Source organism: Chryseobacterium sp. KBW03 (genome assembly GCF_003852415.1).
In the GTDB taxonomy this organism is placed as follows: domain Bacteria; phylum Bacteroidota; class Bacteroidia; order Flavobacteriales; family Weeksellaceae; genus Chryseobacterium; species Chryseobacterium viscerum.
Genome location: NZ_QAJO01000008.1, coordinates 73520 through 87489, shown reverse-complemented (window position 1 = coordinate 87489; position 13970 = coordinate 73520). Strand labels below are relative to the sequence as shown.

Sequence of the window (13970 nt, the reverse complement as noted above, 5' to 3'; positions counted from 1 at the left end):
AAAATTAATATATATGAAAAGATTTTCCAAGATTTTTCTGCTTTTGCTTGTAATGCTAAGCTTTTCAACGGTATCCGCACAGAAATACTACGATACTCAATGGAAAAAAATTGCTGAAAATAGTACGAAAGGAGCTTATAAATCTAATCTTCCCATTATTTTAGACATACAAAAACAAGCCATGAAAGAAAATAATGCCTTCGAACTGATCCGATCTCTGAAAGCGGAGTTCAGTATTGTAAATCAAACCGTGGATGATGACCAGAACGATTCTGCTTCCCAATTTTTCAAAAAACTTAAGGATGCAGAAGGGAAAGTGAACGGAGAAGGTAAACTGGTATACAAAGTCTTACTGAATGGTTTTTTCATGGATTATTACGACCAGAACTCATGGAAAATAAACGGAAGAACCAATATCAACTCTCAGGATGTTTCACAGATTGAAACCTGGAGTAAGCTTGATTTTAAAAACTATTTGACTAAAAACTTCCAGGAACTTGATCAGGAGAAGCCTGAAATGAAAAAGATTTCCCTGGAAAAGTATAAGAATATATTTTCTGGAACGAGTGATATAGCCTATTTCCCAACACTGGCAGATTGGTATGCAATAAAGAAGGTGGCATTTTTATCTGAAAACAATATTTTCACCAAAAATGAACTGACAGCAAACCATACGACGGTCAATGCCATCTATGATGAACTGATCGAACAGAACAGCGGAAATTCAAAGCTGTATTTCATGAAGGAAAAGTTGACGGAGAACTGTAATTTCAATCATTGCAAAGATAAACTTCAGCAGCTTCAGAATCTGTTGAAATCTAATGTAGAAGGGGATTATAAAGTGATGATTATGGGAGACATTATGGATGAACTTGTCGTCCAGAAGAAACCTAAAGAAGCGATTGCATTGGCTGCTCAGGCTAAAAGTGAATATCCGAAATCTCTTTTCCTCGAGAATATCAAAAGTAAAGAAGCGCAGATTGTAAATCCTTATCTGACCCTAAAATACGAATCCCAGACTCAGAATAATCTCCCGATTCATTTTGTGGCACAATACCAGAATGTATCAGAATTTACCCTGAATATTTATGAAGTGAAAGACGATTTTACTTCGTTGCTTCAATATGTTCAGGACTCTTATTCCAATACCTTTGGAAAACTGAAAAAGAATCTGGTAAGGAAAGAAACATTCCAGCTTCCGGATCCTAAGGATTATCAGAATCATAAAACTTCTTTGGAGGTAAAACCGCTTCCTTCAGGAGTATATGTTGCAGAATTTACCGTTGCAGGAGCGGATATGAAAGATACAGATTCCAGACAGAATTTGTATTTTCTGGTTTCCGGAAACAGAATTATCTACCAGTCTAAAACAGACAGAAAACCTCTTTCTGATGAGTTGAAGCTGGTAAATAGTGAAAATGGTAAACCTTTAGCCAATGAAGGTCTTAGATTTTATGAATTTGTTTCCAATAAAACATTGAATAAAATTGAAGGTAAAACCAATGAAAATGGAGTGTTTAAGTTCCCATCAACAGAAAGTAAAGAGTATTACAGAACTTTCCTGATCCAGCAGCCTAAGACGAATGATTTCCAGATCATGCAGGTGTATGGAAACAGAGGATCTGCTGCTGATTATAATCCTAATAAACAGACCCGATCAACCGCTCAGATTTTCATTGACAGAGGGATATATCGTCCTGGACAGACTGTTTATTTCAAGGTTATTAATACAAGAATTGATAAGGAAGTTGAAGGAGTTCTTTCTGGATTAAAACAAAAAATAACTTTATTAAATACCAATAGTGAAGAGGTTTCTTCACAGGAATTCACTACCAACGAATTTGGTTCTTATCATGGAAGTTTCATTCTTCCAAAAGGAAAACTAAACGGTAATTTTTATCTGAGAATAGACGGAGAAAGCCAGGGATATAAAAATTTCAAAGTAGAAGAATATAAAAGACCTAAGTTTGAAGTCACCTTTGATCCTGTAAAAGAGGAGTACAAATACGGTCAGACTATAGAACTGAAAGGAAAAGCGGTTATGTTCTCCGGTGTTCCATTGAACAATAGCACAGTGAACTATGAAATCAAGAAACAGAATATCAGATGGAGGTACTTCAGCTGGTATCCACAGAATGATGATAATGAAAACTCAATTCTTGGAGAAGCAAAAACCAATGAAAAAGGAGAATTTGTTATCCGTCTGGAGCTTAAAAAAGATGAAAAACTGGAAGGAATACAGATTGACAACTATGTCATCAATGCATCCGTTACAGATATCAATGGTGAAACGCAGACAGCGGATACCCAATTGAAAGTAGCTTCGGTTTCTCACTATATTCAGGCAGAAAATATCAGCAATATTTTTACAGACGAAAATGTAAAATTAAAGGTAGAAACTAAAAATTATAACGAACAGAATCTTAAAAAGCCATATCAGGTTAAGCTATCAAAACTGATTGCTCCGGACAGGATTTTCAGAGATAATTTCAAATCTGATGTTCAGAATCTTCCGAAGTATTCTAAAGAAGAATTTATCAGCAAATTCCCACATGATCTTTTTGATAAAAATGATGAGATCAAAAACTGGAAAACGGAAAAAGTTTTAGTTGAAAGAGAACAACAGCCATCTACTGACAATACTCAGCTTTCAACCAATCTTGATTTAGGAAAACTGGAAACAGGAGATTACCAACTGGAACTTTTCAATATAGAAGGAAAAGATACCATCAAGACTTCTCAGTATTTCAGTGTTTGGGATAAAACAGCTTTACAACCTACTCAAAAAATATTCCTTACAGTGATTGCTCCGAAAGAAGAATTGTCAAGAGGAGAAAAGGCGAAAGTGTATGTGTTCTCAGCAGTTCCTGATGCGTTGGTCAATGTTTTTGTACAGGATGGATCTGGAAAAACTGTTTCAGAAGTTCATCAGATGAAAAAAGGAATATTAGAATATACCGCTGAAATACCTAAAGATAAAAATGTATCAGATCTGAACCTTCAGTTTCAGCTGGTGGCATTCAATGATGTGAATACAGAATCTGTTTCTTTAAAAATAAAAGACACAGAAAAACCTTTAAAAATTGAAACGGTAACCTTCAGAGATAAACTTGAGCCGAATGCTAAGGAAAAATGGACGGTAAAAGTAACCGGAAATGATAAAGAAAAGATCAATGCTGAGGTATTGGCCAATATGTATGATATGTCTCTGGATCAGTTTGCCGCAAATAATTACAGTTGGAGAAAATTGTATACCCCATTTGTGATAGTAACTTCTTATGGGATCAAAAATTATCTGCAGCAGCAAAACTATCAAAAGAGATTGAGATATTTCGAAGACAGGTATATCGCAGTTCCTCAGTTTAACTGGTTTGATGGTGACTTTTCGTATTTTTCGATTTCAAAAGAAACAATTGTAGGGTTTAGCAATCAGGAAGGAGTGAAAGCTCCGGCTTATGCACCGCCGCCATCACCCATTGCTGGGGCGAAATTTAAAACTGCCAGAGCTGCGGTTGCAGAAGATAGATTTGAAGTTATTCAAAATGTAGTTCCTGAACCTGTAAAAGCTCCGAAAATGGAAGCCGATGGAGATGGCGTTTCAGATCATGATGATGCAGAGAAAGAGCTGGAAAAAGTAGCTGTTCGTAAAAATCTGAACGAAACGGCATTCTTCTATCCGGATCTGAAAACCGATGCCGAAGGAAATGTAAGCTTTGAATTCACTTCTCCGGAAGCGTTGACAAAATGGAAATTGATGTTCCTGGCTCATACTAAAGATGCAAGAGCGGCTACTTTAGAAAAAGAAGTGGTAACCCAGAAAGAATTCTCTGTGACTCCAAACTATCCGAGATTCCTGAGAGAAGGGGATGAACTGAATCTGCAGTCTAAACTATCAAACCTTACCGATAAAAAACTGAATGGTTCTGCCGAATTACAGATTCTGGATGCCTTTACCAATGAAAATATTTCTTCAAAATTCGGAATCACTTCAGGAGTACAAAATTTCAATCTGAATGAAAATGGAAGCAGTGCATTGACATGGAAATTGAAAGTTCCGGACAATGTTTCCTCTATTATTTTCAAAGTTGTTGCCAAAGCTGGAGCCTATTCTGATGGTGAACAACAGGCCGTAGCTGTATTACCTAACAGAATGCTGGTGACGGATGCCGTTCCTGTTTTTGTGAAAGAAGGTGAAACGAAAACATTTGTACTGGATAATCTTAAAAATAATACCTCTACAACAGCGTCTAATGTTTCCAATACACTGGAACTGACTACAAATCCGATCTGGGAGATTATGTTTGCGCTTCCAAGTCTGAAAAATGATCAGAATAATTCTGCGGATGTGATCTTTAACAAATGGTTTGCAGACGTACTGGCTTCAGAAATATTCAAAGCCAACCCGAAAATGAAAACCGTTTTTGAAGAATATCAGAATAAAGGATTATTAAATTCAAATCTTGAGAAAAATCAGGAGTTGAAACAGTTGCTGCTTGAAGAAACTCCTTGGGTACTGGAAAGTAAAAATGAAGGAGAGCAGATGCAGAAGCTGGCATTGCTATTTGATGTTAATACGATGAAGAATTCTGTCAATCAGGATTGGGATGATTTCAAAAAACTGCAAAACCCTGACGGTGGATTCTCATGGTATCCCGGTTATCCAAGTTCTTACGGAACATCGTTGTATATCCTGAAAAACTTAGGAAAAATCAATTCATGGTTAAAAGATAATGTGAAAGACTATCAGAGCTCAGAACAGAAAGTTTTAATAGCAAAATTGATTCAATATGTAGACAATGAGGTCAGCAAATATTTTGATGTGAAAAAAGGCAACGTTTGGAACAACTGGGCGATGGATTACCTTGATACCAGAAACTATTGGGAAAAGCAATATCCTTTAAAAGGAAAAGGAGCTTCTCTTAAAACGTTGGTAAAACAGAAAGCAAAAACAGCTAAAATCACAGATTTCACATTCTTCGGACTTCACCGTTCAGCATTATTGATGAATGATTATGGTTTGAAAGAGGTATCTGATAAATTGATGACCTACCTTAAAGAAACTTCCACAGATACAAAAACACAAGGGGTTTACTGGAAACAAAACCTGAATGACTGGGGATGGTTTGGTTCTAAAGTCGTAAACCACGCAGGAGCATTGGAAGCTTTCAATAAGTTAAAATCCAATGACCAAAACTTTATTGAAGACATGAAAATCTGGCTGGTAACCCAGAAAGAAGTCAATTCATGGGGAAGCTCAAGAGGTACGGCAGAAGTGATCTTCACTATTTTGAATTCAGGAAAATCATGGACTGGAACAGAAAGTGATAAAGCTACCATCGTTTGGGGTGGAAAAGAATTAGCCCCTCAGACGCAAGCGACAGGATATGTGAAATCAACAGTGAAAACAGAAACAGTAGATAAAAACTTAGCAACTGTAACTGTTACAAAACCTGGTCCCGGAATTGTTCAGGGAGGATTGTTCTGGCAGTATTATGAAGATCTCGATAAAATCAAATCTTCTGAAAACTATATTTCCGTGACAAAAGAACTCTATAAGAAAGTGAAAACCGTAAACGGTGAAGAACTTCAGAAAATCTCAACCGAAACCCCATTGAAAGTAGGAGATAAGATAACGGTAAGAATGATCCTGAATACCGACAGAGCGATGGAGTTTATTCATATTAAAGATATGCGTGCAGCTGGATTTGAGCCTACAGATGTACTTTCAGGTTACCAATGGAAAAATAACCTTGGGTATTATCAGTCGACCAAAGACGCCTCTACCAATTTCTATATTCAGTACATCCCGAAAGGAAAATATGTCTTTGAATACGATGTGGTAGCCAATGCATCCGGTAAATTCTCAAACGGAATTACAACGATGCAAAATTATTACGCACCACAGATGAATGCCCATACAAAAGGAAGTAATGTAGCAATTTCAGAGTAATTGATAAACATAAAAACTGTAGTGATTTTACTACAGTTTTTTTGTTTAAAGCTTTCAAGTAAAAATATAATTAAATCGAAAAACCAAACAATTGTTTAATTATGGAATGATTTTTGGAATTAAGGTAATACAAATTAAAAAAATTATTAAAAGATGAAATTTTCTAAAACTTTAATTACAGGATTGATATTAATGGCTGGAGTAAATGCTTTCGCACAAAAGAAGGCAGAAAAGTTTGAAAAACTACAGATTGAAATGTTCCCAAAAGCAAAAGAAGGATATAAGCAAGTATATATTCAACTTCCCGTGGCAAAAAATGAAAACGATTTAAAAGTTGAGCTTTTCGTGGGTGCTGAAAAAATGGTAGATTGTAACAATTACTTCCTGATGGGAGAAATGAAAACTCAGGATCTTCAGGGATGGGGATACAACTATTATGAAGTAGAGTCTAAAGGAGAAACAGCCGGAACATTGATGGGATGTCCTGGTCAGAAAGAGACTAAGAAGTTTGTTACCTTAAAACCTGAAATCGTAAGATACAACAGCAAACTTCCATTGGTATTCTATGTACCAAAAGATATTGAAGTACGTTACAGAATTTTACGTCCGGATGCTGCGATGAAAAAAGCAGTTCAAAAGTAAATCAGCTTATTATAATTATACAGAAAACTCCTCACAGTGATGTGGGGAGTTTTCGTTTATAATTGAATATTATCTCTCGCAGATTTTGCTGATTGAGCAGATCATTTTTCCAAAAGCCTGTCCTCTCAGTTTCTCATTCCGTAGGCATCCAGCTTCCAAAATTTAGATTGGATTAAAAGAATAAAGCGAATTTTATTATGTTATCCAATGATTAATTACCTTAATATTCCAACCTTCAGGAACTCTTGTTATGACATAAGTTTCACCTCTGGAAACTCCATTGTGAATTAAAATGTAAGTGTCTTTTTTATCATCACATTTGAAAAGTTTGCTGTAAACAGGAACATATAAATTGCTAAAACTTTGTTGGACGTATTTTGAAAACTCTTTTGAGGTGAGAAAAATTATCCTTTTACCCAAAGTATCGGCTCTTCTTAAGTTTTCGTCATCAGTTACAATAACATCATATTGCAGCTTATCAAGGAAACTCTTTTTATCGTTGTTTGGATAAGAATTATACCTTTCCCTCTGTGAAGCAAAGTCTTCTTTAAATGTTTTTAAATTCACGATAAACTCAATGGTTAAGGGATCAGGATTATTAATGAGATCATATTCTCCATATATGGCGGCTAGTAATGCTTTTGTAAAATCATTGTCTGTCGTTTTATATTTGGGGTTATTATCCTCGGAATCAGAAACTCCATCGTTGTCGGTATCTTTTGAATGAGGATTGGTAAAAAGTTCCATTTTTTCTTCAAGATCATTAAACCCGTCACCGTCAGAATCTTTTATGATCTCATCGATATTAATAACCACCAGTGCATTGTTTTTTAAGGTCTCATATTCAGGTTCGCCATGGGGAAAGGTCAATGGTCTGGTCATTCTTACAATATCTGCTTCAATTTGTAGATGGCGGCTGTCTTTCCACAATGGGAATTGAGAATTACTTTTAAAAAAATAGTTATTATTCTTTTCCATTCCGGTATAATAATTCTTCCATGTTTCTCCATTATCCATTGAGATTCTCAGATAGTATTTCACATTGAAAGAAGAATCAGTCTGATAAAGGATAGCAATGGTATTATTAAATTTGCCTGTCTTAACAATTAATGGCCAGGGAATATCTCCATATTGTTTTGCAAATTCTATTTTTTTTATGGAATCACTTACTTTATAATTTCCCAATAGACTGTCGGATGCCACTTTGCGTGCTGCAGAAGCTATTTTTGTTTCTAAAGAATCTATTATGTTTTCAGATCTTGAAAACCTTTTTAAATATTGGATAGATATGAATTTAAAAGGAGGAGTAAGTGCTTGTTTTCTGGTTATTTTATAATGGTAAGAATCAGTTTTTCTTGAACTGTCCCTGGCTTTTTTTAAAGCTTCACACTTGCAGATCTCCTGATCTTGTGCTGCGGAAAAGATGTATAGTAAAGAGAAGAATAAGGTGAGAATTTGTTTCAAAATATATTTTTTATTAAATAGGTTGTTGTGAATTTAAGATTAAATGCTGTTTTTGTTATTTTCCAAAAAGTCTATCTACTCGGTTTCTCATTCCGTAGGAATTCGGCCTCCAAAATTCAGGATAGAATAAAAAATAATCAGTGATTTTTTTCGGAAGAATATCATTTTATCCCTTTGTTTACTTATGAAATCATAATAGAAAGTGAATGGAAAAAGTAGAGTTAAATATTTTTTCAAAGTTTTTTAGTTTTTAATTAACATTTAAACGATCTGGCCAAAACTTTATTTTGTAGGGATTTAAACTTAAACATATTTTAAACTTACTTTAAATTCACCATATTGTAGAATTATCTTTAAGGATTTTATCTTTTTTTGCATTATATTTGTTATAAACATAAACCATGAAAAACAATTTATTGATTTTTACGTTTAGTTTTTTTGCTTTCCCTGCTTTTGGCTGGGCTCAGTCTGCGCCGGATTTTAAAGAACTTCTGGATAGTGCTATGGTTCAGGATTCGAACCTCAAAATGCAGATTACCCAAAATAAACTTACCGATCTTGACGAACACAAACTAAAGGATATCTTTCTTCCTACTTTGGAATTAAGTGGTAAAGCCGGCTATCTCAACGGAACAGCAAGACTGACGTCACCGGAATTCAATCTCGCTCCCTTTATCAATATTCCGGAAGGAGCTTTTAACAATAATTTCAATGTGTCAGGTTTTTCAGGGATTGCCAAGGCAGATGCTAAAATGCTTCTGTATTCAGGAGGAAAGGTCAAGTACCTGAAAAAAGCCGTTGAAGAAAAGAAAAAGTCTGAAGATATTCTGCTGGAGAAAACAAAAGATGAGGTTATTGCCACTATTTCTAAAGCATATGATCAATTAGCCCTGATCCATCAGTCTAAAAAAGTACTGGATGAAAGTAAAAAAAGACTGGACATTAACAGAAAGACAGCAGATAAAGCGCTTGGTTATGGACTGATTACACCTTACGATCATAAGAAAATCGAACTGGCTCAGGCTACTTTAGATGCCAAAATGGTAGAATATGAAGGAAAGAAGGAACTGCTTCTTACCCAGCTTTATATTTTAACCGGAATCAGCAGAGACAGACTCAGAATGATTGATCCGGTATTGTCACCGGTAGAATTGCTTGCTGCAGAAAAAGGAATAGAACAGAGAGCCGAAATCCGTGCCTTAGAACACGGCATTAGTGCAGCTGACTATAAAATAAAAGCTGAAAGAACATGGATGATTCCTAAAGTACAGTTGATGGCTTCCGCCTATTATATCGGATTGTATGGTAACAGGATCAAGTCTTCAGAAAACGTTATTCCGGCAGTCCCAATACTTGGATATGAAGGGAAAAAACTGGACTGGAGACCCAATAATATCAACGTATTTCCATTGATTACAGCAGGAGTAGGCTTTAAATGGGAGATTTTCGACGGTAAAGAAGGAAAACATGCAGAAGAAACAGCCAAAGTCGGAAAAGAAGTACTCCAAAACCAGAAAGAAGATGCCCTGAAAAAACTGACACTGAATCTAGCCAATAATCAAACCAACTATGATATTGCTTCTGCGCAGATCCCATTAAAAGCCAAAGAAAAAGAATTGGCAAAAAATGCACTTATACAGGCAGAAAAAGAATTCAGATACGGGATGAGTAAATCTTCTCAGCTGATCGATGCAGAAAACGACCTTGAAGTTGTCGAACTGGAATATCAGAATGCCATTTTCAACCAGAGAAGAGCGGGAATAGAACTGATGAGATCTACCCAGGAACTGGATATCACCAAATTTTATTTAATCCCTTAAAAATTTAAATGATGCATAAAAATATATCTATACTCTTCGCTGCTTTCTTTATGCTGGGGAGCTGTGACAAAAAAAATGAAAAGATCAAAGATCCAGAAGGTAAAACAAAAAAAGATGTGATTTCTTTTGCCCCTAAGGTAACCGGAAGGATTTTAAAAATATATGTTTCCGAAGGACAAACTGTGAAAAAAGGAGATACCCTGGCACAACTTGATGTACCGGAAGTTTCTGCAAAAATAGCCCAGGCTCAGGGTGCCGTAAGTGCTGCCACAGCCCAGGAGCAGATGGCGAAAAACGGAGCTACAGCCGATCAGATGAGGCAGCTTCAGGCAAAATATAAAGGGTTGAAAGAACAATATGAATTTGCACAGAAATCTTACAAAAGAGCAAACAATATGTTCCGTGACAGCTTAATGTCTCCGCAGGCTCATGACGAAATCTATGCAAAATTGCAGGGAGCAAAAGCACAATATGATGCTGTTGTAGCAGAACTGGATGATGTACAAAGAGGAACCCGTTTCGAAAAAGTGGAAATGGCAGCAGGTCAGGCATCACAGGCCAAAGGAGCTTTACAGGAAGCTAATGTGGCTTACTCTGAAAGATACATCATTGCGACCAACGATATGGAAATAGAAACCATCAGCCTGAACACTGGTGAGTTGGCAACCGCTGGTTTTGCCCTGTTCAACGGATATATTCCGGAAAGCACCTACTTCAGATTTACTATCCCGGAAAGTTCTATTTCAAAATATAAAAAAGGGCAGGAGGTCAATATGCAAGTGGTTTATAATAAAGAAAACCTGACAGGAAATATTGTGTATATCAAGCAGCTGACAAAGTACGCAGATATTACTACTGCTTATCCTGACTATCAATTGCAGGACGCAATCTACGAGATCAAAGTAAAACCCAAAGAGATGAATAAGGCTAAAAGTATTTTGGTCAATGCCAATGTAATCCTTAAATAAATTGAAACGAACAGATGAGCTTTAAGTAAGCTTCATTTCGTTCTTCACAATATAAAAATATACAGATGAAAGAATTTTTCCGTCTTTTAAAACGAGAGTTCAAACTTTTTATCGGCAATTCTACCTTAAGGACGGTGTTCTTTTTGGCTCCCGTTTTCTATGCCACTTTGCTGGGGTTTGTCTACAAAAGCGGAAAAGTTGAAAATACTCCCGTATTGGTGGTCGACAGAGACAATACTCCTTTGTCTAACCAATTGACGGAAATGCTGGATGATAATAAAAGCATCAAAATTATCAGATACCTGCAGGAACCTCTGAGCATCAAAGATGAGGTGATCAGACATGAAGCAGCGGCTGTTGTGATTATTCCTTCAAGGTTTGAAGGAGATATGCTTCAGAAAAAATACCCTGAACTCAATGTTTATATCAATACAGGGAATGTTTTAACTGCAAATTTTGCTTCCAAAGCGCTTCAGCTGACCATAGGAACATTTTCTGCCGGAGCTTCCATCAAAGCCCTTCAGAAAGCAGGGATGCCTGCTGCGAAAGCGGCTACACAGTACGAACCGTTCAAAGCCAATTATATTACCCTGTTCAACACAACGGGAAACTACCTTATCTTCATGTGGCCGGCGATGCTGGCAGTGGTATTACAGCAGGTAATCCTCCTGGCGATGGCCGTAAGTTTTGCTGCCGAATTTGAAAGAGGATCTTTTGTGAAAGAATATTTGAAAATGAAAAAATGGGCCTTCCCAACCATGCTTATTAAAGTGATTCCAATTTGGGTGTTTTCTATTCTGATTGTTGGTATTTACTACTTTATGCATATGATTTTCCACGTTCCGATGCCTCAAGGAATACTCAATTTTATTCTTTTGACAGCCGTTTTTGTGGGATCAGCTTCATTTTTAGGAGTATTTATCAGTATTCTGATTCCTGACGCATTGAAGGCAACACAGATTCTTATGGTAATTGCCTCACCAGCTTTCATCATCAGTGGTTTTACATGGCCTTTGAATGCAATGCCTGGTTTCGTTCAGTTTATTGCCAATATTATTCCGTTAACTCCTTTTTTACAGGCCTTTAAAATTCTATTAATTCAAAAAGGTTCGGTAGAACTTACATTCCCTTATCTGAAACATTTAAGCATTCTTTTAGTAGTATATGCGATTATAGGCTGGATTGCTTTAAAAATCAAACTTTGGTTTATTTTCAAAAAAGCAGCACCACAGGAAATTGTGGTTGAGAATACTTCTCAGGAGGATGTTGAATAGTTTTTTTGTTGCTGATTAATTTGTTGCCGGCAACTCTCAATTTTTTCAACCGACTATAAAATCAAACGAAAAAACTAATATATTTGTCCATAGTAAAATAGAAATTATATGGAAAATGTATTTGATGCAAAAGATGCTCAAAACTATATTGATAGAATAAACAGACTGGTGGAAGATACCCATGGTTTGTGGGGTAAAATGACGGTAGATCAGATGTTGGCACACTGCAGTATAACGTATGAGATGATCTATGAACCCGAGAAACATAAGAAACCGGGATCTATTGCAAAATTTATATTAAAGACCTTTGTAAAACCTAAAGTAGTAGGAGAGAAAGCATATCCAAGAGATTCTCCTACCGCTCCGCAGTTTTTGATAACGACCAGAAAAAATTTTCACGAAGAAAAAACAAGATTGATTGGTTTTATCCAAAAGACCCAGCAATTGGGAGCAGATGCTTTTGATGGTAAAGAATCTTTCTCTTTCGGAAAATTAAAAGCTCAGGAGTGGAATAATATGTTTGCCAAACATCTGAACCACCACCTGTCACAATTTGGCGTTTAAAAATCACTGCATGAAAAAACTTTTATTACTCCTCATTCTGACCGCCAATTTTGTGTTGGGGCAGATGCCTGATATTTCAAATACCTGGCTGAACAATAGTAAACCTTATATAGGAACTATTGGAAACAAAGGTCAGGAACTGAAGCTTAAGATCAATATTTCTGAGCAGAATAAAAAGAATGATCAGGAATATTTTGTTTCAGGATACACTCTTGTAGATACCAACTATACAAAATTTGAAGGTAAGATTACCATTTCGAAATATAAAGATTCCAAAAGGCAGGGAACTGTATTTGGGGAATATGAGCTGGCGGAAGAGAACAAAGGAAAACATTCAGGGCTTCTTAAAGGAAAATTGGTCTACAACTTCAAATGGAATAAGAAAACAGAAAAAATTGAAGGACAAAACATTGAGCTTGTAGGCGATTGGAAAAGCTACGATGGAACTCTGGAGTTTGCAACCCATTTAAAAAACCAATAATCATGCTGAGAAGAATATTGGCAGTGTTAGTGGGGCTTATTGCGGGATCTCTATGCATTACATTAGTAGAAAATATTGGCCATTATCTATATCCTCCTCCTGCAAAAGCGGGTGCCGGAGATATGGAGGCACTGAAAGTGTATGTGGGTGAAGCTCCTTTTATGGCGTTATTTTTTATCATTCTTGCCTATGCATTAGCTGCCTTTCTTTCCGGATTTACAGCGACAAAAATTTCAAATAACGGGAAAAATACAGCGGCAATACTCTGTGGAATTATTTTTTTACTGATGACCATTTATATGATGGTAACATTACCTACTCCAATCTGGTTCTGGATCGCAGGAATTCTTGTTTGGGGACTGGTTTTCGCAGGACATCAACTCGCTTTAAAAACAAAAAAAATATGAAATTAGGAGCATTTTCAATCAGCCTAAGTGTAAAAGACCTTCAGAAATCTAAGGACTTTTATGAGAAACTGGGCTTTACAACCATGGCAGGAGCTGCAGAACAGAATTACCTGATTATGAAGAATGGTTCAACATTGATCGGACTTTTCCAGGCAATGTTTGACGGAAATATGCTTACTTTCAATCCGGGATGGGACGAAAATGCACAGAATCTCGAATCTTTTGAAGATGTGCGTGAAATTCAGAAAAGATTAAAAGAAAGCGGGATAGAAATCGGGAAAGAAGCGGATGAAACCACTTCAGGACCAGAACATATCTATCTGAAAGATCCTGATGGGAACATGATTCTTATAGATCAACACAGATAAACATCTGAAAATCAATAAAGACTACTTAAAAC

General features: G+C 36.2%; 10 protein-coding genes. 9 read left to right on the top strand and 1 reads right to left on the bottom strand.

Annotation, left to right across the window (positions count from 1 at the left end):
• Nucleotides 1–13 precede the first annotated feature (13 nt).
• Together DBR39_RS17680 and eco are read left to right on the top strand one after the other, a co-directional pair.
• Nucleotides 14–5950, top strand: a complete 5937-nt coding sequence (locus DBR39_RS17680) for an alpha-2-macroglobulin family protein (RefSeq protein WP_124535316.1) — start codon at nucleotides 14–16, stop codon at nucleotides 5948–5950.
• Nucleotides 5951–6103: 153 nt separating this feature from the next.
• The gene (gene eco, locus DBR39_RS17675; protein WP_124535314.1) at nucleotides 6104–6592 is read left to right on the top strand and encodes a serine protease inhibitor ecotin; all 489 of its coding nucleotides are present in this window, start codon (nucleotides 6104–6106) and stop codon (nucleotides 6590–6592) included.
• 195 nt (nucleotides 6593–6787) lie between these two features.
• On the opposite strand, the gene DBR39_RS17670 is transcribed toward eco, so the two are convergent.
• Nucleotides 6788–8056, bottom strand: a complete 1269-nt coding sequence (locus DBR39_RS17670) for a hypothetical protein (protein WP_124535312.1) — start codon at nucleotides 8054–8056, stop codon at nucleotides 6788–6790.
• Nucleotides 8057–8457: 401 nt separating this feature from the next.
• Between DBR39_RS17670 and DBR39_RS17665 the strand changes: the two genes are divergently transcribed.
• The 7 genes from DBR39_RS17665 to DBR39_RS17635 all read left to right on the top strand — a co-directional run bounded on the left by DBR39_RS17665 (nucleotide 8458) and on the right by DBR39_RS17635 (nucleotide 13938).
• Complete coding sequence (locus DBR39_RS17665) at nucleotides 8458–9876, top strand: TolC family protein (protein ID WP_109739228.1); 1419 nt, start codon at nucleotides 8458–8460, stop codon at nucleotides 9874–9876.
• A gap of 11 nt (nucleotides 9877–9887) precedes the next feature.
• A complete protein-coding gene (locus DBR39_RS17660) occupies nucleotides 9888–10844 on the top strand; it encodes an HlyD family secretion protein (RefSeq protein ID WP_124535310.1) in 957 nt (318 codons plus the stop codon).
• Nucleotides 10845–10909: 65 nt separating this feature from the next.
• Nucleotides 10910–12118, top strand: coding sequence for an ABC transporter permease (locus DBR39_RS17655; RefSeq protein ID WP_124535308.1), 1209 nt, complete (start codon nucleotides 10910–10912; stop codon nucleotides 12116–12118).
• A 108-nt stretch (nucleotides 12119–12226) separates the two neighbouring features.
• Nucleotides 12227–12682 carry a DUF1569 domain-containing protein gene (locus DBR39_RS17650; protein ID WP_124535306.1) on the top strand — a complete coding sequence of 152 codons (456 nt, stop codon included), beginning with the start codon at nucleotides 12227–12229 and terminating at the stop codon, nucleotides 12680–12682.
• Nucleotides 12683–12692: 10 nt separating this feature from the next.
• On the top strand, nucleotides 12693–13163 hold the full coding sequence (locus DBR39_RS17645) for a hypothetical protein (RefSeq protein WP_124535304.1): 471 nt from the start codon (nucleotides 12693–12695) through the stop codon (nucleotides 13161–13163).
• A gap of 2 nt (nucleotides 13164–13165) precedes the next feature.
• A complete protein-coding gene (locus DBR39_RS17640) occupies nucleotides 13166–13570 on the top strand; it encodes a hypothetical protein (protein WP_124535302.1) in 405 nt (134 codons plus the stop codon).
• Nucleotides 13567–13938 carry a VOC family protein gene (locus tag DBR39_RS17635; RefSeq protein WP_124535300.1) on the top strand — a complete coding sequence of 124 codons (372 nt, stop codon included), beginning with the start codon at nucleotides 13567–13569 and terminating at the stop codon, nucleotides 13936–13938. The genes DBR39_RS17640 and DBR39_RS17635 overlap by 4 nt, the downstream gene beginning before the upstream one ends.
• Nucleotides 13939–13970 lie beyond the last annotated feature (32 nt).

Coding starts and splice junctions, on each gene's coding strand:
- DBR39_RS17645 (WP_124535304.1), top strand. CDS start 12,693: ATGAAAAAACTTTTATTACTCCTCATTCTGACCGCCAATTTTGTGTTG.
- DBR39_RS17650 (WP_124535306.1), top strand. CDS start 12,227: ATGGAAAATGTATTTGATGCAAAAGATGCTCAAAACTATATTGATAGA.
- DBR39_RS17640 (WP_124535302.1), top strand. CDS start 13,166: ATGCTGAGAAGAATATTGGCAGTGTTAGTGGGGCTTATTGCGGGATCT.
- eco (WP_124535314.1), top strand. CDS start 6,104: ATGAAATTTTCTAAAACTTTAATTACAGGATTGATATTAATGGCTGGA.
- DBR39_RS17660 (WP_124535310.1), top strand. CDS start 9,888: ATGCATAAAAATATATCTATACTCTTCGCTGCTTTCTTTATGCTGGGG.
- DBR39_RS17635 (WP_124535300.1), top strand. CDS start 13,567: ATGAAATTAGGAGCATTTTCAATCAGCCTAAGTGTAAAAGACCTTCAG.
- DBR39_RS17665 (WP_109739228.1), top strand. CDS start 8,458: ATGAAAAACAATTTATTGATTTTTACGTTTAGTTTTTTTGCTTTCCCT.
- DBR39_RS17680 (WP_124535316.1), top strand. CDS start 14: ATGAAAAGATTTTCCAAGATTTTTCTGCTTTTGCTTGTAATGCTAAGC.
- DBR39_RS17655 (WP_124535308.1), top strand. CDS start 10,910: ATGAAAGAATTTTTCCGTCTTTTAAAACGAGAGTTCAAACTTTTTATC.